At 42.8% G+C, this 21728-nt stretch carries 20 protein-coding genes, 1 tRNA gene and 1 pseudogene; 10 read left to right on the top strand and 12 right to left on the bottom strand.

Going from position 1 to position 21728, the window contains the following annotated elements; translation table 11 throughout:
- The first annotated feature begins 75 nt into the window (after nt 1–75).
- A complete protein-coding gene (gene ohr / locus AC19MX_RS19650) occupies nt 76–498 on the top strand; it encodes an organic hydroperoxide reductase Ohr (protein WP_498299600.1) in 423 nt (140 codons plus the stop codon).
- A 91-nt stretch (nt 499–589) separates the two neighbouring features.
- On the opposite strand, the gene AC19MX_RS19645 is transcribed toward ohr, so the two are convergent.
- The 3 genes from AC19MX_RS19645 to AC19MX_RS19635 all read right to left on the bottom strand — a co-directional run bounded on the left by AC19MX_RS19645 (nt 590) and on the right by AC19MX_RS19635 (nt 3100).
- On the bottom strand, nt 590–1600 hold the full coding sequence (locus tag AC19MX_RS19645; protein ID WP_432401125.1) for an LLM class flavin-dependent oxidoreductase: 1011 nt from the start codon (nt 1598–1600) through the stop codon (nt 590–592).
- A gap of 33 nt (nt 1601–1633) precedes the next feature.
- Nucleotides 1634–2158, bottom strand: a complete 525-nt coding sequence (locus tag AC19MX_RS19640) for a DUF3087 domain-containing protein (protein ID WP_498299599.1) — start codon at nt 2156–2158, stop codon at nt 1634–1636.
- A 174-nt stretch (nt 2159–2332) separates the two neighbouring features.
- A complete protein-coding gene (locus AC19MX_RS19635) occupies nt 2333–3100 on the bottom strand; it encodes an SDR family NAD(P)-dependent oxidoreductase (protein ID WP_498299598.1) in 768 nt (255 codons plus the stop codon).
- 105 nt (nt 3101–3205) lie between these two features.
- On the opposite strand from AC19MX_RS19635, the gene AC19MX_RS19630 reads away from it, so the two are divergent.
- Nucleotides 3206–3541 (top strand): winged helix-turn-helix transcriptional regulator, encoded by a 336-nt coding sequence (locus AC19MX_RS19630; protein WP_432401119.1) that lies wholly within the window; start codon nt 3206–3208, stop codon nt 3539–3541.
- 46 nt (nt 3542–3587) lie between these two features.
- Here the strand turns inward: AC19MX_RS19630 and AC19MX_RS19625 are convergent, their stop codons facing one another.
- On the bottom strand, nt 3588–5039 hold the full coding sequence (locus AC19MX_RS19625; RefSeq protein WP_498299597.1) for an MBL fold metallo-hydrolase RNA specificity domain-containing protein: 1452 nt from the start codon (nt 5037–5039) through the stop codon (nt 3588–3590).
- 365 nt (nt 5040–5404) lie between these two features.
- On the opposite strand from AC19MX_RS19625, the gene AC19MX_RS19620 reads away from it, so the two are divergent.
- Nucleotides 5405–6613: a porin gene (locus AC19MX_RS19620; protein WP_498299596.1), complete on the top strand. Its 1209-nt coding sequence runs from the start codon at nt 5405–5407 to the stop codon at nt 6611–6613.
- Nucleotides 6614–6779: 166 nt separating this feature from the next.
- Here the strand turns inward: AC19MX_RS19620 and AC19MX_RS19615 are convergent, their stop codons facing one another.
- Both AC19MX_RS19615 and AC19MX_RS19610 read right to left on the bottom strand, forming a co-directional pair.
- Nucleotides 6780–7289 carry a peptidylprolyl isomerase gene (locus AC19MX_RS19615; protein ID WP_498299595.1) on the bottom strand — a complete coding sequence of 170 codons (510 nt, stop codon included), beginning with the start codon at nt 7287–7289 and terminating at the stop codon, nt 6780–6782.
- 269 nt (nt 7290–7558) lie between these two features.
- Nucleotides 7559–8902: a M20 metallopeptidase family protein gene (locus AC19MX_RS19610; RefSeq protein WP_498299594.1), complete on the bottom strand. Its 1344-nt coding sequence runs from the start codon at nt 8900–8902 to the stop codon at nt 7559–7561.
- A gap of 115 nt (nt 8903–9017) precedes the next feature.
- Here AC19MX_RS19610 and AC19MX_RS19605 point away from each other — a divergent pair, with 115 nt between their 5' ends.
- Complete coding sequence (locus AC19MX_RS19605) at nt 9018–9539, top strand: GNAT family N-acetyltransferase (protein WP_498299593.1); 522 nt, start codon at nt 9018–9020, stop codon at nt 9537–9539.
- Here the strand turns inward: AC19MX_RS19605 and AC19MX_RS19600 are convergent.
- The 3 genes and pseudogenes from AC19MX_RS19600 to AC19MX_RS19590 all read right to left on the bottom strand — a co-directional run.
- Nucleotides 9518–9889 (bottom strand): annotated as a pseudogene (locus AC19MX_RS19600) (IS4 family transposase); the annotation flags it as partial. The gene AC19MX_RS19605 and the pseudogene AC19MX_RS19600 overlap by 22 nt on opposite strands.
- 179 nt (nt 9890–10068) lie before the next feature.
- Complete coding sequence (locus tag AC19MX_RS19595; RefSeq protein ID WP_498299592.1) at nt 10069–10662, bottom strand: hypothetical protein; 594 nt, start codon at nt 10660–10662, stop codon at nt 10069–10071.
- 5 nt (nt 10663–10667) lie between these two features.
- Entirely contained in the window at nt 10668–11276 is a 609-nt protein-coding gene (locus AC19MX_RS19590) for an AHH domain-containing protein (RefSeq protein WP_498299591.1), read from the bottom strand.
- Nucleotides 11277–11421: 145 nt separating this feature from the next.
- Between AC19MX_RS19590 and AC19MX_RS19585 the strand changes: the two genes are divergently transcribed.
- Nucleotides 11422–11802, top strand: coding sequence for an EAL domain-containing protein (locus AC19MX_RS19585; protein WP_498299617.1), 381 nt, complete (start codon nt 11422–11424; stop codon nt 11800–11802).
- Nucleotides 11803–11883: 81 nt separating this feature from the next.
- Here AC19MX_RS19585 and AC19MX_RS19580 read toward each other — a convergent pair whose 3' ends face one another.
- Both AC19MX_RS19580 and hcp read right to left on the bottom strand, forming a co-directional pair.
- A complete protein-coding gene (locus AC19MX_RS19580; protein WP_498299590.1) occupies nt 11884–13095 on the bottom strand; it encodes an FAD-binding oxidoreductase in 1212 nt (403 codons plus the stop codon).
- A 113-nt stretch (nt 13096–13208) separates the two neighbouring features.
- Nucleotides 13209–14867, bottom strand: coding sequence for a hydroxylamine reductase (gene hcp, locus AC19MX_RS19575; protein ID WP_498299589.1), 1659 nt, complete (start codon nt 14865–14867; stop codon nt 13209–13211).
- Between the two features lie 324 nt (nt 14868–15191).
- Between hcp and AC19MX_RS19570 the strand changes: the two genes are divergently transcribed.
- Entirely contained in the window at nt 15192–15878 is a 687-nt protein-coding gene (locus AC19MX_RS19570) for a DUF3157 family protein (protein ID WP_498299588.1), read from the top strand.
- Nucleotides 15879–15978: 100 nt separating this feature from the next.
- Here AC19MX_RS19570 and AC19MX_RS19565 read toward each other — a convergent pair whose 3' ends face one another.
- Nucleotides 15979–16239 (bottom strand): DUF5062 family protein, encoded by a 261-nt coding sequence (locus AC19MX_RS19565; protein WP_432401101.1) that lies wholly within the window; start codon nt 16237–16239, stop codon nt 15979–15981.
- A 154-nt stretch (nt 16240–16393) separates the two neighbouring features.
- Here AC19MX_RS19565 and AC19MX_RS19560 point away from each other — a divergent pair, with 154 nt between their 5' ends.
- The 4 genes from AC19MX_RS19560 (at nt 16394) to AC19MX_RS19545 (ending at nt 20517) form a co-directional block, all read left to right on the top strand.
- Nucleotides 16394–16534: a hypothetical protein gene (locus tag AC19MX_RS19560; protein ID WP_498299587.1), complete on the top strand. Its 141-nt coding sequence runs from the start codon at nt 16394–16396 to the stop codon at nt 16532–16534.
- Nucleotides 16527–18683, top strand: coding sequence for a M3 family metallopeptidase (locus AC19MX_RS19555; RefSeq protein ID WP_498299586.1), 2157 nt, complete (start codon nt 16527–16529; stop codon nt 18681–18683). Before AC19MX_RS19560 ends, AC19MX_RS19555 begins: the two co-directional genes overlap by 8 nt.
- 245 nt (nt 18684–18928) lie before the next feature.
- Nucleotides 18929–19018: transfer RNA gene (locus AC19MX_RS19550), tRNA-Ser, on the top strand.
- 98 nt (nt 19019–19116) lie between these two features.
- Nucleotides 19117–20517, top strand: a complete 1401-nt coding sequence (locus tag AC19MX_RS19545) for a site-specific integrase (protein ID WP_498299585.1) — start codon at nt 19117–19119, stop codon at nt 20515–20517.
- Nucleotides 20518–21728 lie beyond the last annotated feature (1211 nt).

The raw sequence follows: 21728 nt of genomic DNA, 5'->3' as shown, positions 1-21728 counted from the left end.
AGTGAACACAATTATATTGCGCGCAACTTAAATCATTCCTAACTTAAAATAGTTTACTTATACACGAGGTTTATTATGTCAACGTTATACACCACTTCAGCAACAGCATTAGCCGGCCGTAATGGTCAAGTTTCTACCGACGACAAAAAAGTCGACTTACAATTAAGCTACCCAAAAGAAATGGGCGGCAGCGGCGAGTTTACTAACCCAGAACAATTATTTGCCGCAGGTTATGCTGCATGCTTCTCAAACGCGATATTGCACGTCGCGACCCAAGGGAAAGTGGCCATCAAAGCGGCACCAACCACAGCAACAGTAGGTATTGGCCCTAACGATAATGGCGGATTTGCACTTACAGTCGCCCTTGCTGTTGAACTTGATTTAGACCAGGAAGCAGCAGAAAAACTGGTTAAAACAGCACACCAAGTTTGCCCCTATTCAAACGCAGTACGTGGCAACATTGATGTGAAATTAACCGTTAATGGCCAAGCGATTTAACGCAAAAAATTACTGCGTAAGGTGTGTTTAGCCAAAAAAAACCAAGACGCGAGTCTTGGTTTTTTGTTGTTGGATACCTAGAGAGTTGTAACTACGCCTTAATACTCATTAAAATATCGAGTGCGCGCAAGCGGTGCTCGTTGCGGTATAAATCGTTAGTAAACATCACTTCATCTACGCCAAGCTGCTCAACAAACACTTCTAAACGATGTTTAATGGTCGCAGGGCCGCCGCAAATAGATAAGCTTAAGAAACTATCGACATAGCTTTTTTCTTGCTCGCTCCACAACCCATCCATGCTGTCGATAGGCGGTTTAAGCCACATTTCCTGGCCGCGAATAAGCGCTAAAATACGTTGTTTTGATGTGGTGCTTAGGAACTGCGCTTCGGCATCGGTAGGCGCTGCCACTAACGGTAAGCCAACCATCACATAAGGTTTAGCAAGCACTGCCGACGGGGTAAATTCACGGCGATATAGCGCAATGGCTTCTGATAAAAAGCGTGGCGCAAAATGGCCCGCAAACACATACGGCAAACCACGTTGCGCCGCGAGTTGCGCACTGAACAAGCTTGAGCCGAGTAACCAAATCGGTACATTGGTATTCTCGCCCGGAATAGCCCTTACCGCTTTAGCTTGCCCAATTTGGCGCGCTTCACGTGGGCCGAGTAATGATTGCAGCTCACTGACCTCATTGGGGAAATGCTCTGCCCGCTGAGTATCACGATTAAGCGCTAAGCTGGTTACCGGGTCACTGCCCGGCGCTCGGCCTAGGCCTAAATCAATCCGGTCTGGATACAAACTGGCTAAAGTACCAAATTGCTCTGCCACCACCAGCGGCGCATGATTAGGCAGCATAATGCCACCCGCGCCCACTCGAATGCGCTTAGTGCCACCCGCAATATAACCAATCAAAATTGATGTTGCCGAGCAAATAATGCCTGGCATATTGTGATGTTCGGCTAACCAAAAACGATTAATTCCCAGACTTTCTGCATGCTGGGCATAACCTAAACTGTCTTTTAAGGTATCGGTGATGGTGGAATCTTCGCGCATTGGCGCAAGTTCGAGTAGCGAAAAAGGAATATCAGCCAATATTGACATCATGGCTCCTTATTTGAAGAGTGAAAAATCGGGCTAAAAGGCTTGTAGCATCTCGGGAGTAAATTCGTCGGTATCGATAGTAAAACCGCCAGCTTCAATCGCTTGCTGTAATTTATCGAGCTCATTATTGACGTTAGACATGGTTAAGGTGTTGTTATCTAGCTCGTAAACTATCGCCAAACTTTGATAATAAAAACTCAATATCACTAAGGCGTCACGGTTATTGTCTTTGGCCGCTTGTTGCACTGCTTTGAGTTTACGGAAAATTTTGTTTTGCAGCTGTTTAAGTTGCCACACGTAATACACTTCATAAAACTTGGGTTTTTCGCGTAGGTTGCGGATCAATAAACTGCAAACCATTAACGCTAAAATGACGCCAGTAAAATTAAGATGAAAATTCCCCGAAGACTCTGCGCCAGGTAACGGCTTAACGCCAAAGAAATAAATCATCAACTGACCAAACACTAACGACAAAATGGCCAGAGTAACCACTAAGCCAATCTGCACCTGATTGTTAACTGAACGGTATTGGCTTTTATCTATTTTAACTAACTTCATTTTGTTACTCGCACATTTCACACTACAGAATTATGCATAGCTTAACGTGCAGCCAAGCCAGAACAAAAGAGTAAATAGATTTAAATCAGATTAAAAAGACACAAGCCCTTAAATCATCAATAATTTAAGGGCTTACAGTCATTACAAAAATGAGCTTACTAGGGCCGGTTGATCTTAATTACGGCCTGCCATTACGCCGCCATCAACATCCCAAATTGCGCCAGTCACCCAGCCCGCTTGTGGAGACAATAAAAACGTTACGCTGTTTGCAACATCAACTGGCGTACCAATGCGGCCAATAGGGTGGAATCCATTAAAGCCTGCCAATGCGCTTTCAACATCTTTTGGCTCAATAAAGGCTTCATAAATTGGGGTAATCACTACCGCTGGCGACACGGCATTTACGCGGATATTATGCTCTGCTAATTCCATCGCCATATGTTGAGTCAGTGCATGTAAACCGGCTTTTGCCATAGAGTAAGCACTCGACGGAGTCGCTTTAATGGCTTGTTTGCCCCACATAGAGCCAATATTAACAATACTGCCACCGCCAAACTTAACCATGTTTCTAGCCACAGCTTGCGAAATCACAAATATCGCTTTGTTAAGCTCCATGTAAATGTCGTAGTCACTCAGTTGATGCTCTAAAAATGGCTTAGGATTGAAATAACCTGCCGCATTAACCAAATAATCTATTTTACTGTCCAGCGCATCAATCATATCAACCACGCGCTGTAAATCTTGTGCGTTGTATAAGTTAGCTTGAACACCACTGACCTTGCCCAGTACTGATAACTGCTCAACGGCAGCGTCGAGCTTTTGAGGGGTGTTGCCGACAATAATTGTGGCGCAGCCTTGGGAGATTAATTGCTTAGCCGTTTCAAAACCAATACCACTGGTTCCGCCAATAATTAATGCTGTTGTTTGAGTGAATGCTGTCATTTGTTGACACCTAAGTTACTAATAAGTGTGATAAGCTTATTGAGAAACTATCCACTTGAATAGTAAGTACAATTTAGTTCCATAGGTACTTTTAGGTACATATTGATGAATACAAAAGAAAAATTATTTCCGCGAAAGTCTGCCCCAGAAAAATCAGCCAGAATGGTCGAAACGATTTACGGCTGCAAATGGTCGTTAACTGTGTATCAGCTACTAGCCAATAACATTAATCGTCCCGGTGAGATGGTTAAATCGGTTGATGGGCTCAGCACTAAAGTGCTTAATCAATGCCTGAAGAAAAACATTGAATTTGGGATTTTGAATAAAATTAACTATCCCGAAATCCCACCTAGAGTCGAATACGAAGTCACTGACTTTGGACAAAAATTTATGCGGATTTTAGACGATATTGAAAAGCTGCAACACGAAATTGATGCCTAGCCAGCAGGCTAAGCATCCATTATCTCTTTTCGTTTTAAACTTGTGATTATTCACTGGCAGCATTGAGCCAGACCAGTTTGGGTAACGCAGTTAAATCCAAACAATCTCCGCGCTTAGCAATCGCACTGCTTTTCGGCTTAGTGGCCTCATCTTGATTAAGCGCTTGTATTAGCACTTTTTGCGCCTCGGGTTCACCATGCACCAATATAATGGCAGGTGAATCCTCAAAATGATGATACCAACGCAGCAACTCAGCCTGATCAGCATGGGCAGACAAACCGCCGACGGTGTGAATACGCGCAGCCACTTTGATACTTTGGCCATGAATGGTCAGCTCTTCTGCGCCATCCACCAATAAGCGCCCTGGCGTGCCTAACGCTTGATAACCACAAATAATAATGTCGGCTTCTTTACGCCATAAATTATGCACAAAGTGGTTACGAATTCGGCCACCATTACACATGCCGCTTCCCGCTATCACTATTAACCCTTCGTGTATGTCGTTAAGCTCTATCGACTCCTCGGTGCTGCTGACAAATTCCGCACAAGACAACAACGGATGCTTGCCAGGAGATAAACGCGTAAAGCGCTTAAAGTCTTCGTCCATTAACGGGTAATTGTTCACGTAAACTTGTGTGGCTTTAATCGCCATTGGGCTGTCTAAGCAAATACGCCAGCGCGATAAATCCCATTCTTTGGCATACAAATGGAATAGATACAGCAACTCTTGTGCTCGGCCGACTGAAAATGCTGGAATTAAAATATTACCGCGACTTTCACTTATGGTCGTTTTAAAAATGGATTTAAGCTCAACCAGAGTGTCCTGCCAGCTGCGGTGTAAACGGTTGCCGTAAGTGCTTTCCATCAACACTAAATCAGCTTTATCGATAAAGGTAGGGTCATCCAAAATAGGCATGCCTGCTCGGCCTAAGTCACCGCTAAACACCAATTTTTTCTGTTCAGGTTGTTGCCCTAGCCACAACTCAACCACAGCAGAACCCAAAATATGCCCCGCATCAGATAAACAGACTTCTATTTCGTCTGCCACCTTTACTCGCTGACCATAATCGAGAACCACAAACTGGGTTAACACCTGCTCGACATCTTCTTCCGTAAACAATGGCTCGAGCTCTTCTAAATCGTGCTTAGCACGCTTTTTATTGGTCCTTTCTGTATCACGCTCTTGTAGCATCGCAGCGTCGCGCAACATAATGTCGCATAATTGTGCCGTCGCCCGTTGAGTGTAAATGGGGCCGCTATAACCTTGCTTGACCAAATAGGCGAGTCGTCCTGAATGATCAATATGGGCATGGCTTAACACCACCGCGTGAATTTGCTCTGGTTGAAATGGAAAGGGATCATGATTACGTAATTCATCCGCTTTACCGCCTTGAATAAGTCCGCAATCAAGCAACACTTGCTGACCACCAACCGTAAGTAAGTGGCATGAACCGGTAACCTCTTCAGTCGCACCGAAAAACTGCAATGTCATTTGCATAATGTCACTCCTCTCTATTTACGTTTTAAACAAAGCCCTTAAGTTAAGCCTATGCCATTTGCAGAATAAAATAGCGATCTAGGTCAAAGAAATACTCAAAAAGTGATCGTAACCACACCAAAATAAAAAATCACATTAAATGCATAATTAACCACAAGTTAACAACTAACCTCATGCGTTAACCACTTGTTAACACGGATTTATACTAAGTCATTGATGATTAATTTTTATGAGCAATATCGCTCTTTTTGAGCATATTTCACTTTGAGAAAACTTAATGTGTTTGCTACTCTGCATCGCCTCAATGGATAGATGAGTTAATGGACTAAACTGTGCTTACTCAAACAACAAGACAAGAGATTAAAATGAAAAAGACTTTAGTTGCTGCATTAATTTCAAGCGTTCTGATTGCGCCTTCAGTTTCGGCAACAGAAATTTTTAAAGACGACGTTAACGCCGTTCAAATTGGTGGTTTTGTTGATGCTCGCGTGATCAACACTCAAGGTGAAACGGAAGTGGTTAACGGTGCATCTCGTATTAATTTTGGTTTTGAACGTCAATTGCATGATGGTTGGAAAGCCTATGCAAAATTAGAATGGGGCGTTAATCCTGTTGGTAGCACAGACATTGTTTACAACAATCGTTTTGAGTCCATTCAAGAAGAGTTTTTTTATAACCGTTTAGGTTACGCTGGCTTGTCGCACGACGAATACGGCAGCCTCACTATTGGCAAGCAATGGGGTGCTTGGTATGACGTGGTATACAACACTAACTATGGTTTTGTATGGGACGGTAATACAGCAGGTGTTTACACCTATAACAAAGACGACGGCGCAGTAAATGGTGTCGGCCGCGGTGACAAAACCGTGCAATACCGCAACAGCTTTGGCGACGTAAGCTTTGCAGTACAAGTACAGTTAAAAAACAGCGAGTTTTATACCTGTGACATTGAAGATATTACCGAAGACGCTTGTATAGATTTATGGACTTCTGGTGCCGTTGAGGCGCAAAAAGTTGAATACAACTATACCTACGGTGGCGCATTAACTTACCAAGCAACAGACAAATTAGTATTCACTGCGGGTGTAAACCGTGGCGAATTTGATGTGACGTTTGGAAACGGCAACACGTCTACAGCAGAAGACATCATTTACGGTATGGGGGTTACCTGGGGTAACTTCGACCAACATGGTTTATACGCTGCTGCGAATATTAACCACAACGAAAACCACGACACCGATAATATTGGCCGTTTAATTGATAAAGCCGTGGGTGTTGAGTCGTTATTCTCATATATGTTTGATAATAACATCCGTACCTTTGTGTCTTACAACATCCTTGATGCGGGTAAAGACTACGTGATTCAGCCTAACTACAATGCCGATCCAGAAGACGAATTTAAGCGTCAATTTGTGGTAATGGGTTTGCACTATGTATTTGACGTTAATACCGTTGTTTACCTTGAAGCTCGTCGCGATTACAGCGATTTCAGCAGCGCCGACAAAGATCAACAAGCAAGAATGGAGCTGTCTGAAGATGACGGTGTCGCCATTGGTATCCGTTACTCACTTTAATGTTTATGAGTAATGCCATCTTAAGTTTTATCGCCTAGGTTTTATCCCTTGGGTTTTACCGCTTAAGTGCAGACAAAAAAAGGTTCGACATCACTGTCGAACCTTTTTTATTGGGCTAGAAAAACCACTTAAATAATCATTTCTAAAATGACAATCTAATCGCCAGTTAAGCAACCGTTGGCTCATCAACAATGGTCACTTTCTCAACCACTATTGGCTCACGCGGTACATCTTCATGCCCTGCTAGCGTGGTGGTTTTTACACGTTCCATTTGCTGAATAACGTCCATACCCGCAGTCACTTTGGCAAATACCGCATAACCCCAACCGGCATTAGTAGTGCCTGTATGGTCTAAAAAGTCATTGTTAGCCACATTAATAAAAAACTGCCCTGTCGCTGAATGCGGTGCATCTGTACGCGCCATCGCTAAAGTACCGATCACATTTTTTAAGCCTTTATTGGCTTCGTTGGCAATCGGGTCACGGGTTGGCTTTTCTTTCATTTTGGCTGTTAAGCCACCGCCCTGCACCATAAAGCCTTTAATTACCCGATGAAATATCGTGCCTTCATAAAAGCCATCCTGACAATACTTTAAAAAGTTTTTCGACGACACTGGCGCGCGTTCCATTTCCAATTCAACGGTAAAATCGCCAAGGTTGGTGCTAAAAATAATCATAAAATGCCCACAAGGTTAAACACAACAATAGCGGCCATTATAGCCGCTATTGTTGTGATTTCGTTTGCGTTTATTGCGCTGTTTGATTAATAACCTGAGCTCGGGATAATAAACGCCTTTCAAACAGTCCTTTTCCCTGCTAACTGCGTTGAGTCGACTTACAATAGGCTAGCTATTGACGCGTCAATTCGCCTTGTTAGCAGAACAAATGACAAGCTTGAAAGTGAGAAGGGGTAACATGTTGATTTTAAATAGTATAAATTCATCCCCTATTCCGAACTCAGGTTAAATAAATCCATCGCAGTCCGCGTCATAGCCCTAACACCCGTGCGAATAGTTAATTTGTAATCGGGTGCAAATTGACTTGAATGCAAAGATGGTAGCGCATTGCCCGAGTCGACACTGGCCTGATATTGCTTAGGATCAACGCCGCCTAGCCAAAACAATGTAATGGGGCGTTTTTCAGGTGTGAGACCATACAAACCAAAGTCTTCACCTGCCATCACGGGTGGTGCAATAAGCACATTGTCACTGCCAAGCTCAGCTTCAATACTGGCTTTAACCTTAGCGGCTAATGTTGGATCATTGTACGTTGATGGAATAGTTTCATCGTCATGCACATACACTACTGGCGCTAACTCGTCAGGCAAGCCAGCACTCATCGCAATACCCGCGGTGATACGTTTAATCGCCGCAATTTGTTGTTCGCGCACCTCAGGGTTATATGAGCGCAAGGTGAGCTGAAGCTTTACTTCATCTGAAATAATATTGTGCTTTGAGCCGCCATGAATTGAGCCCACCGTGATGACATTAGGCTCTAACGGCGACACTTCACGGCTCACTATGGTTTGTAATGCCAACACAGTGCGCGCAGCAAGTACCACGGGGTCAACAGTGGCATGCGGATAAGCGCCATGGCCGCCCTTGCCTTTAATGGTAATATCAACCGAGTCGACATTCGCCAATGCATAACCGCTCACAGTACCAACTTTGCCGGCAGGAATGGACGCACTCACATGCAAACCAATGATGCTGTCTGGCGTGGGGAATTGGCTAAACAGGCCTTGTTTTAACATGGCTTTGGCGCCGCCACCCACCTCTTCTGCGGGTTGGGCCACCATCATTAATGTGCCCTGCCAATCGGCTTTATGTTTTACCAATTGCTCAGCCGTACCAATAAGGCTGGTCATATGAATATCGTGACCACAGCCATGCATAATACCCACAGTATTATTGTTTGCATCGACCGTGGTGACGGTTGAGGCGTAGTCTTTTCCGGTTTGTTCAGTAATCGGTAAGCCGTCAATGTCAGCGCGGATCATCACTACCGGCCCTTCTCCATTTTGCAATATGCCGACCACACCATAACCGCCAAAATTAGACGTTACTTCAAACCCAAGCTGCTTAAGCTCTGTGGCCATACGCTCGCTGGTGGCTTTTTCTTGGTACGACAACTCAGGATGCTGGTGTAAATGCAGGTAAAGCTTTTCCAGCTTAGGTAAGGCTTGAGCTACTGATTGATCTAGCTTGGTATTCGCCACTGCATTCAATGACAGTGACGAAGCAGTAAGTGCAAGCGCCAATATGGGGTAAGCAAAACGTAGGCGGGTCATATTATTATTCTTAAATGTCGGGAATTGAGTATGTTAACCTAGCACAAGCTCACGCTAGGTGGTAAGGCGTTTGATCGACATCATTGCCAATGCATAATAAAAATAAGGGAAACCAATGAAAATGATTACCGAAACACCCAGGCTCATTATCCGAGAGTTCACCCTTGAAGATGCCCCTGCGGTGTTGCACTTTAATACCCCAGAAGAGGTGAATCGATATACCGGCGATGCGGGCGTGTGCACCACGTTAACGGATGCCGAAAACATCATCCGCAATATTTGGCTGGTGGAATATCAACAGTATGGTTTTGGCCGTTGGGCGGTGGTCGTTAAAGACACCAATACTGTGATTGGTTTTTGCGGTTTTAAAAATGAAACTCGTATTAATGCCGTCGATATTGGCTATCGTTTACATCCAGATTACTGGGGTATGGGTTTAGCAACTGAAGCCAATCAGGCATGTATTGATTATGCTAAAGCACACATGGATTTAGACATTGTTTATGCCGATGTGGCGGACGTGAACACAGGCTCAATTAATGTCGTCACTAAGCTTGGGATGGTTTATCACTCGCAGTATCAAGAAGGCGAATTTACCTTCAATCGGTATGCTATAAGTATCAATGAGCGCCCTTGAGCCGCCAAAGATGCTCGAATGAGAAAATGCTGCTTACGGTCATCAAGATCTGACCAATCGATATGAATGATGGGCCGCTTCATTTTTCCGAGGAACAAGCAGGTCATACGAGTATAAATGAACTCAATATCACGATGAAGATAATGATTATTGCAAAGCCTATCAACCCGCTTAATCTTATGCTTTTCCTTGGTTTTACTTTCAATATAACGGCCAAGCCCTGTGATTGATAATGCTCCACCATTCATTGAGCTTTCAATTGCAGAGAACAGACTTTTCGGCAAGTTTTTTGCGTTAACGGAGGGGGTGACAAGTGAGAGGCATTTTGATAAAAGGTGTTTTGCATTCATGGCATTGACTCGTGGTAATTTTTGTTTGGCGATAAATTTGATCACCAAATGCCATGAATGTTTCTCAGTTTTAAACCTATCTCATTATTTTTATTCATTCTTTTGTGGGGATTCGTCAGACTCTGATCCCATTTACCTTAATGTCTGGTAAACATACAATTGATAGTTAAGAATAGCCACTAATCGGCTAGCTCAACTTCTTCAAAATACAGACCTTGCCATCCATTCTCTTTGGCTAATGTATATAAACTATCCTTAGCATCTGTAGTGAAATACCGTATACCGACGTTCTTGGCTCTAAAAAGAATAGTGTTGGTGATTGATTTTTTATTAAATACCATTCTTTTGAAGCGATTTGTTCTACTTGGCTTACCATTTCGCATGTTGATAATGGTTAATTCATTATTTAATACGTCATCGTAGCCAATGATATTAAAAGCAAACCAACTTTCACCTTCAACCTCACACTCTAAAAGTTCTATATGTTTATCAAGCAAAGGCTTCAAAATTGAAGCGATATATGATGGAACCACAAACGTTGATGCACCTAAAGCTGCTATGTCAGGTTTAACCAAACCGTCAAATGCTTCATAAGGCTCAGTGAGCCACTCCAAACCAAGTTTTGACCAGTTGCAGCTCATACTTGTTCGCCCATCAAACAGCATTATTTGACCTTCTGTAAGCTGCATTGTTTGTTCAAAACTTGTTTCATTGAGTGTTAGGTACTCATCAGGGTTAAACAACACACGGTATACTTTAGTAAATGTAGTCACAACTATTAACCTCTTAAGCTCTTATTAATTTCAAACGTGCCATCTTTTAAATCTTCACCAACTTCCTGAAGCACATCAATAATCCCTAAGCGGCCTAAGCCTTCTACAATGGTCTCAACTAATAAATGTTCTACGTTAATATAATAATAATTAGAATGAATAGTTGAGTGAGGATAAGCTTTTGGCATATTCGTATGAGGCGCATTCTTGACAAATCTCGGTAAAAAGACGCCGTTATCAGCAGAGTCTATATCAATACCAAATGCAGCTAAACGCAATCTCGACCTAGCAGCTCTCATATCACTCCAAGATACGATATGGTGAGCTGCTGTATTTTTTGGGCGTTGTTCGCCCGTCGCTTTTACAAGGTTCTTACTCAGTTTAGTTGAGTGAGCTTTTAAGTGCTCCCAGCGAACATGTCTAGAGAAAATTAAATCATCTTTAGGGATAATATTTTGTTTGTATTTGAATGAATCAATTACTTCACCGCGATAATAGATAGCTAAGGCTTCAGCATGAGTTTTAGCTAACTCACTATTACCTGTTACATGGTATAAATCTGATTGAATATCATTAAGGGTTAATTCGATTACATCCTGGTTGTGTTTTTGCATACCTAAAATCCATTTAAGATTGATGGTAGCAGTATTGCTAGTTTTATTAATTCAGTCAACGAGAAGAAGAGTTAAGGATAACGGGTGTCAGAGCCTGAAGGATCCCCGCGAATTTAATCGCATACTTGTGGACCCTTGATTAACGATTGTAGCTACACATGCCCAAAAAATATTAAATAAGTTACACCATCATGGGATCTGGTTGTCATTAGATGATTTTGGTACCGGCTATCCATCACTCAGTTATTTGCAAAACTACCCGTTTAATTCGGTTAAAATTGATCGCAGTTTTATTCGTAACCTTGAAACTTCAGAACAAAGCCGACAGTTAATAAACACCATTATCACCATGGCAAATAATTTACCATTATCGTTGGTAGCAGAAGGGGTTGAAAATCAATTCCAAGCCGATTTTGTGGTTAAGCAAGGTGCCAACACATGGCTGGGTTATCATTTGAGGAAACCTGTAGATGCCAATGATTTTGCCCAGCAATACTTAATTCCCTCAATGACACCACTATTTTAATCTACTACATGTGTCGCACTCAATAAATACCGTAGCAGCCAACCAACACAAAGTCGGCTTGTATTTACTACGGTAAGCCAATCACATTTTTAACTGCACATTCGAGGTCATTTTAGTCGAGCACGCCAATACAAAACCTGCCGCAATTTCTTCAGCGGTTAATGCCATCTTGCTAGACGACACAGTAGTGCCTGACACAACCTGACATTTACATGCACCACATACGCCCGTTCGGCAAGCCGCAATCATCGGTAATTTTGCAGACTCTATGCCGTCAAGTAAGCTTTGATCGCCGCTTAATTCAACCTGCTTGTCACCAATACTCAACATAAACCGTTCAGTTGATGGATTACTGTCTAACGCCGCTTTTAAGCCTAGAGCGCTACTTGCGCCAAAGCTTTCTTGATTAAACTGACTCATATCAAATTCGGCGGTTTCAAGCATTAATTTTACCGCAGCCATGTAGGGCTCAGGTCCGCATACAAATACAGTACGTTGTTGATAATCGGGTACTAACTTGACTAAGGTTTCTAAGCTTAAGCGACCACCTTCGCAACCTGTAGAGGTATGTTTAGCAGTTAAATCTTGCTTATTACTGTCGGACTCAAGTACATAATTAAGATTAAAACTCGGGCTTCGAGATGCCATTGACGCCATCGAATCGGCAAACATAATGTCATGAACCGTTTTTGCACTGTGTACAAAGGCAATATCGCTGTCGGTGGTGGTATCGCACAGCCAGCGCGACATAGAATGCATTGGCGTGACACCGCAACCGGCACTTAACAATAAGTACTTATCGGCTTCAATGTCGATCAAGTTAAATATGCCATCTGGGCCCGTTACCGTCACATCATCGCCAACATTGAGCGACTCTGTTAAGTAATTAGACACCAAACCACCAACGATTTTTTTAACCGTAACCACTAACGAAAATGGCCGTGAAGGTGACGATGAAATAGTGTAACTGCGATAAACTTTGTCGCCATTAATGTCGAGTTTAAAGGTAATAAACTGTCCCGGTTTAAAATTAAACTTAACCGGTGTCAGTCCTTGAAATCGAAAGCTCACCACATCATGGGTTTCATTCCACTTTTCAATACAGCGAAGTTGCACCTCTCCTCGTTGCCAGTTTTCAGCAGCCCAAAGTGCCTTCGAGCCTGTTAATACAGGCGGCTGCACCGTAGGCGTGGTCTTGAAAACAGGGGTATCGATAACAGGAGTCACCTTTTTTGCCGCTTGGGCAGAAAGCGCTTGTGAAAATGAAAAACCAATTGAGGGAGCACTACTCATTTTGACACCTTTAACGCAGTAAAAAATACCGAGCGCGATATGAACTTCTCATATCGCCTGTAATCGTTATCGTGCAAATACGTGTAACATAAATGCACGATTTTTAGGGCGAATTACGCCACTTTCATCATCGCTTTTAAGTCTGACGCAACATCAGTAGTGCCACGTAAACCAAACTGCTGCTCTAAAATATTCATTAGATTTTCAGATAAAAATGCTGGCGCAGTAGGTCCTGTACGGATGTTTTTCACGCCAAGCGATAACAAAGTTAATAGCACCACAATCGCTTTTTGCTCAAACCACGACAACACTAGGCTCAACGGTAAATCGTTAAGGTCACACTCAAAAATATCTTTTAATGCTAAGGCTAACTGGATAGCAGAATAAGCATCGTTACATTGGCCCACATCTAATAAGCGTGGTATGCCATTGATGTCACCAAAGTCTAATTTATTGAATTTGTACTTACCGCAACCTAAGGTCAAAATAATTGAATCGTCAGGCACTGATTTAGCTAAATCGGTAAAGTAATTACGCTCTAACTTGTCGCCATCACAACCGCCAATTAAGAAGAAGTGCTTAATAGAACCATTCTTGACGTTTTCAACTACGGTTGGTGCCGCTGCCATTAAGGCATTACGAGCAAAACCGATGGTGATCATGTGTGGAATTTCATCATAAGCAAAACCTTCAAGTTCAAGGGCTTTGTTAATCACTTCGCTGAAATCATCACCTTCAACGTGAGTTACACCAGGCCAACCTACAATACTGCGGGTATAAATACGGTCAGAATATTCGCCGACTGTAGGGTCGATAATACAGTTTGAAGTCATCACAACTGCACCAGGGAAAGTGGCAAATTCTTTTTGCTGATTTTGCCAAGCGCCGCCGTAGTTACCGACTAAATGCGAGTATTTTTTAAATGCTGGGTAAGCAAGTGCTGGTAACATTTCGCCGTGAGTAAAGACATTAATACCCTTGCCTGCGGTTTGCTCAAGAATAAGCTCTAAGTCTTTCATGTCGTGACCAGACACTAAAATCGCTTTACCTTTAACAGATTTGGTATTCACTTGGGTTGGCTCAGGATGGCCAAAAGAGGTGGTTTCGCCTAAATCTAACATCGCCATAATGCGATAGTTTAGTTGGCCAATTTCCATTGCAGTCGCAAATAACTTGTCTGCATCAACAGAGCCTTCGCCTAAAAATGCCATAATTTTATGGAATTCAGCAGCCACATCAACATCAGTTTGATCTAATACGCGAGCATGCTCCATATAAGCCGCAGCGCCTTTTAAGCCATATAGGCATAATAAACGTAAGCCTAAAATGTCTTCATTTACGTCACCACGATTAAGCAGTGCAATGGGTGCTTGAGCTAAAATTTCAGGTTTTGATGTCGCCAGTAATAGTTCACCTTGGCCACTCACCATTTCTGGTTCAACGCCTTTGCTTTTACAAGCAGCAATGTAAGCCGCTTTTAATTGATCGCGATACGTCTGTGCCTGGTAGGCATAATCAATTAAGCGTTCATCGTCGAAGTTTACGTTAGTTAACGTGGCAAAAAAGGCTTTAGGCACAAAAGTGTCAATGTCGTTATCTACAATGCCAAACTCACGCGCTTTAACAGCATAAGCCGACACGCCTTGTAGCATATAGATTAATAAATCTTGAATATCAGACGTCGACGCTAGCTTGCCGCACATACCTTGCGAGTAACTACAGCCATTGCCTTCTGGTGTTCTAATGGTTTGCTCACATTGCACACAAAACATAACTCTACTCCTCAAATATTATTTATTCATGTATAAATTTTACATGTTAAGGATGAGTTTACTCTTTACTCTGTAAATCGAAACCCGTTTTTAGGGCCAATGTTGCGTTTTATGAGCCAAATCACCTTAAGCATTTACTGATATAAACCAGAAAAACGACTCGCTGTTATACATTTTTTGATGAGCCATAACCCGTCTTTGTTGATATTTACTGCGGCCACGAACCTTAAATTTGGCTTATAACTCACCTTAAAATATTTTCCTGTTACCCCTTAAAAAAACGTAGAATTACCTCATTAACGACTCATAAATCAGGATGAATAGATGAAAACCAAATTTAATGCGATTGCATCAGCCCTCTTTTTATTGCTTGCCCCTGCGGCAATGGCTGCAGATGTTGCTGTGATCACCTTAGAAAACGGCACTAATGTCCGCCTAAAAGACGACTTCACCTGGGAATACATTATTACCGAAACCGTGGCGCAACCTGCTACGGCGATTCAAACATCCACAGTACCAGTTGCCGCCACTGCACTCGCTGCGCAAGCAACCAGTGCGGTGAATACTGCTGATGCCAAAATGGCTGTCGATACCACAAACGCCAAGCCTGCGGTTGTAACGACGGTGACGCCAATGGCTACCACGCGCTTAACCGCCAGTGCGATGGCACAGCCTGAATTAATGGGCCGCACGGCAAGAGATGGCATTACAATCACCCTTGCAAACACTCAATGGAAAGATAACGAATTAGGTTTAGTATTTGATTTTGACAGCACCAGTGGCGAACATGTCATCGTGGTGAATGTCGAGGCCAGTTTCTTTAACGATCAGGGTGGTTTAATCAAAACCGAAACCTTAGAAGCCTGGGAAGCCATTGTCCGTATGCCAGAAACGTATTTGCGTAAAGGCCAGCACCGCCAATCGCCAGTGTTGTGGGTAGAAGGAATTAACCAACAGCAATGGCAGCAAAAGCTCATCAGCTTAAAAATTGTTGAAATTGAATCGCGCTAAGGCGGTTATTCTGATTAATCAAATCAAGCTTTAAGCGTATAAACTAAAAAAGCCCAGGTGAAATAGTATTTCACCTGGGCTTTTTTAAACATCATCAATGTTAATTCAATAATTCATGTTCTTTCGGTAACTGCTTACTAATCCACAATATCAATTTATGTTTACGGTTGGGGCCGTCGTCTTTATCTTCGGCAAGCGGTTGTATTAGCTTGTCTTGCACTAATAATCGATAAATACATTCCACTTTGTCTTTAGGCGAAATACCTTTACCAAAATCGTCAAAGCCACGTTTTTGTGCGTAACCCATCCCAATCTCCATCGCGAGCTTGAGCAATTGTGTATCATGCTTACCAGCTTTCATCTAACGCCCTCATCATGCCTTTTTCTCTCTTTTAAACTACGTGAAAACTCACAAATAGCCACTAGAATTCACCATAAACAGCACTAAAACCCAACAAATATCACCCTTGGTAAGTTTGGTTACAAAAATTAATCTTCGTTAATCGCATTACCCTATGCCTACAGCCGTAGGCTTGGTATTGTATCAAGGTATTTACTTTCGTTTTTATGGTCACTATTTTGCGATATTTACCACATTTGAAATAGGCATAAAAGCACTACAATCGGGCCGTGCCCAAGGATATATTAATGCGTAAAACTCTTATTACCACTGCCGTAAGTGCGGCATTGATGCTTAGTGCGTGTTCAGAACCAACAGCAGACACCGCAATGACTAGCAAAACCACAGCAGAAGCACCAACAACAACGACCAAAGCACCTGCAACCGCCGAAAACGCGCTGTTAGTCGCAAGCCCATTACAATACATGGCGCCGCAGTTTGACAAATTTAATGCAGCTGACTATCTACCTGCCTTTGAACAAGGCATGAAAGAGCACAAAGCTGAAATCGCAGCCATTACTAACAACGCTGACGCACCAACGTTTGAGAACACCGTTGTGGCACTTGAAAAAACCGGCGCGATATTAGACCGCACTCAGCGCGTGTTTTTTAACCTTACTGGGTTAATTTCAGACGACAACTTCATTAGTGTTGAAGAGCAAGTTGTGCCTCAGTTGACCGCGCACATGGACAACATCTACCTAGATGAAAAGCTGTTTGCCCGCATTCAAGCCATTTACAAAAACAAAGCCACATTAACCGGCGAAGACTTACGTTTAGTAGACGTCTATTACGAACGCTTTGTGCGCGCAGGTGCTGAATTGTCAGGAGAAGACAAAGCCCAAATGCGTGAACTAAACGGCGAGCTTGCTAAGCTTGAAACCAGCTTCTCACAAAACGTTTTAAAGTCATTTAAAGATGACGTGATAGTGGTTGAAGACAAAGCCATGCTCGACGGCTTGTCAGACAATGACATCGCATCATTAGCTGCAGCAGCAAAAGCGGCAGGCAAAACCGGTTACATGATTACTCTGGTTAACACCACCACCCAACCGTTACTGTCTAGTCTTAAAAACCGCGATTTACGTAAACAGCTTTGGGAAACTTCAGCTTATCGCGCAATGGACACCAACAGCCCGCTTAACATCAAAATCGCCCAACTGCGTGCACAAAAAGCCAAACTATTAGGTTACCCAACCTGGGCCGCTTATTCGCTTGGCGATCAAATGGCGCAAAACCCAGAAGCGGTTTATGGCATTTTAGATGACTTAGCACCTAAAGCTTTGGTTAAAGCCAAAATTGAAGCCGCTGATATTCAAGCCGAAATCGTTAAAGACGGTAAAGACTTTACCCTTGAAGCATGGGACTGGGCTTACTACGCCGAAAAAGTTCGCGCAGCAAAATATGACCTAGACGACAGTCAAGTTAAGCCATACTTTGAAATGAATACAGTACTAAACGACGGCCTATTCTTCGCGATGGAAAAATTGTACGGCATCACCTTTAAGTCACGTAACGACTTACCTGTATGGCACAAAGACGTCACCGCTTATGAAATCTTTAACAAAGACGGCAGCTCACTAGGCTTGTTCTATCTTGATATGTACGCGCGTCAGGGTAAACGTGGCGGTGCATGGATGGACGAATTTGTTAGCCAGTCATTCTTAAAAAACACTAAACCAGTCGTGTATAACGCGCTTAACGTGCCAAAACCTGCTGAAGGTCAACCAACACTGTTAACCTTTGACGAAGTGAGCACGTTATTCCACGAGTTTGGCCACGCGATTCACGGCTTATATTCACAAGTTAACTACCCAAGCCTAGCTGGGACCTTAACCGCTCGTGACTTTGTTGAATTTCCATCACAAGCAAACGAAGACTGGAGTATCGACCCTGCCGTGCTAGCGAACTACGCTAAGCACTACCAAACAGGCGAGCCTATTCCTGCCGAGTTACTGGCTAAAGTATTAAAAGCGCACACCTTTAACCAAGGATTTGGCACCGTTGAATACTTAGCAGCTGCACTGCTTGATATGGAATGGCACTCAATTCCTGCTGGCACTGAAATTACCGATGTTGCTGCTTTTGAAAAACAAGCACTGGCAAAACACGGTTTAGACTACAGCCCAATCGCACCGCGTTATAAAACCACCTACTTTAGCCACAGCTTCGGCGGCGGTTACTCTGCTGGTTACTACGCCTACCTGTGGACCGAAGTGTTTGCTGCAGACGCGTTTGCACACATGATGGCGAACGGTGGATTAACCCAAGAGAACGGCCAAAAATACCGCGACACCGTATTGTCAAAAGGTAACAGCCAGGACCTAATGCAAAGCTATATCGACTTTGCCGGTAAAAAGCCCTCAACAGACGCGTTATTAAAGCGTCGTGGTTTAGTGCACTAAGCACTATATTGTTGTCGCAACCTCTACTGCTGAACATATTAGGCAGTAGAGATTGCTAACAAGCACAACGGAACGCAGCAAAGCAAAACGGCGATAGAGACAACACGCTAAAACGCATTGAAAGAATAAAAAGAGCAAAAATCACGCAAACGCAGCCCTTTTTGAGCGATATTGCACATTTGTTGCGCCATCGCACACTTCAAGGCTTTACATTTTCGTGAATACCCTTATTATTCACCGCGTTCGGAGGGATGGCAGAGTGGTCGAATGCACCGGTCTTGAAAACCGGCAACGGTTTATCCCGTTCTAGGGTTCAAATCCCTATCCCTCCGCCACATTCTAAAGTGAAAAAGCCATTGATAATCAATGGCTTTTTTGCTTTCTAGCATTTGAAAAATCATATTCTCAGACCCAAAACGGATGACTGAGACATATGTACCTATTCAGAGCCACAAATTGTACCTATTACACCCGCATGGTGTTGCCTGCTTCTCTACGTGATAAAGGCTTCGCTGCCGACATCAAAGTATCCTTACTCACTAAACAGCGCTCAATCGCGATTGGCCGTAACCTTGTGGTGGCGGGTATCTTACGACCATTAATCAGTAGCTTAACCCCACAATCACAGCCTGATGCATTTAAAGCACACGTTAATCAATTGATTAATGATGCCCGTGCAGGCTTTGTTGGGGTAACAGATACGCTTGATGATAACGCCAAGCCAGTGCGAGAAATCATCCAGTTTATTCCTACTCGGCCAACGCAATTAGCCCATAATAGTGCGACATATGACAATTATCCCTCATCAACAAACTTGGCTTTTTCAAATTGTTCGGATAGTAAAAAGCAAACAAATTCAGTAGATAACGTCACATTAACGGATGCACTAATTAAGTTTATTGCGTCTAAACAAAAGCAGTCTGTCTCAGTGTTAACGGTAAAGCAGCTAAATCAACGTATAGGCCACTTTATTGAGCGAACCCACCTAGATGATGTATTCGACATCACCAGCGCTGAGGCGATGGAATACAAGGATTGCTTGCTCGAAGAAGGTCGAAGCCATAAGAGTAATAAAGACTACTTAGCGGCGGTGTCGCAGTTCTTTAAATGGTGCAAACTGATGCGCTACACCAGCGCTAACCCGTTTGATGAAGTAAAACTGTCCAAGCCAAGTAATCAAGCTGGACATGATTTAGCGCGTCAGCGCTGGCAACCAGAACAACTAAAACACGTACTGCAATCACAAGACTTTATCGATAAACAAGCTGACTTTAAATGGATAACACTATTGATGCTGTATCACGGTTTGCGGCCTTCAGAAGCCTGTCAGCTACACAGTAATGATATAAGCGTAATCGATGGCATCAACGTCATTCACGTCACCAATGAGGGCGTGAGCCAACAACTCAAGACTGCACAGTCAAAACGAACCGTTCCGCTGCATCAAAAGCTCATTAAGCTTGGTTTTATGGATTTCGTTCAAACCATTAATGACCGAACATCAAAAACCAGTCAGTTAACAAGCAGTCCGTTATTTCATTATCAACCCAGTAGTGATGGTGTTTGGTCACACAAGTTCTGTCGTGAGTTTGGCAAATTACTCGACCAACTACACTTTATCGCAGGTAAACGACCTACAGCCTATTCATTCCGTCACACCTTTATTGATGAGCTTAAACAACTGCAAACAGAAGAATCGATGGTGGCACAAATCGTCGGACACGTTTATCACAACATCACTTATGGGCGATACGGTAAGCAATATGATGTCAAAACACTCAAGCCAGTGGTGGATAAAGTCGAGTACGCGCTGAATTTGTTGAAACCCATATAAAGCGATTGATTGAAAAGGGGTCAAGGGGAACACTTGCCGATGCGATATTAGGCACGACATACCGCTTAGTCGGTCACTAGCTGTATCGTTTTATACTTTTGGTGCTAATTTTCGCCCGTAGGATTGAGGAAACTGATTTGTATGAGCGTTTTTTTGATTTAATTGGTCACCGTAGGGTGGAACAAATGACAGCAGTCAGTCAATTCTGAGTGACTTTATACGCCAAAATTTGCTTTCACAACGCTAACAATCGCCTGAGAAATGATGAAGCTTACCAGCTGTATCATTTCTCAGACGAACTTATCAAATCCTACGGGCGTAAATCGATAATAAATCTTGCTGAGAAATCGAATTTTCACCTTTTTCGCGTTAATTTCACGTAACTGTTCACTTAAAGAATGCAATTTAAACCGTTTCGCACTCAGTGAGTGCGAAGCCAAAGCAGCCCACTTAAAAAGTGGGACTACAGCGAAACCCGGTACGCTCCTATCCCACTTTTGTTCCAAAAGGTCGGATAGGAGCTACGGGCAAGGGGATACCCCTTAACCCCCAAAGCCGCATGCTACGCATGTGAAAATCAAAAGCGTAAAAGACAAAATCAGCATTGACACTTTTATATGGTGCGTACTGATTTTATGTACAGTTATAATGGTGTTTCATCGATTTACGCTAAAAATCGATTGAAAATCGTTCTTTAGTTGTATCACTTTAAAAATAGAGAAATCATAATTATCTGATTTTGTTGTCTTTAATTTTTAGTACAATAAAGGAAAATCCTACTTTACGTGCAAGCTCGGTTTGTTTTTGTCTGTTAGGCACAATTAATTGCTTTACTTCAATAAGATCGTAAATGTAGGATGATATTAATCAATAACTTAAACGGCTGACTATTAATTTATTGGGCCCTTTAATAAGCTGTTGAACTAAGCCGCTGCGCGGAGCCTACAGATGCTTCAGTTGAGTGTAAAATCCTCATTGAATCCGTCAGGCTTAAAGATGTATGATAAAAAAATACGATGAAAAGGAATTTTAATGAATAACTTACCAACTATTCGATATCAATTTTCTCAAAATAGCTCTGTATCCCAGGGCGAGATCGTGAATGTTTTTTGAACAATTTGACGCACTATTTGACGTTAACATCTCGCTATGATCTTATACTCCCTTTTTTCGGGAGCACACCATGCATATTGACCACTTCAAAGAGAATT

The organism is Shewanella sp. MF05956 (genome assembly GCF_059758055.1).
Note: the sequence above shows the minus strand (reverse complement) of the source record. Positions and strands in the feature narration are given on the sequence as shown.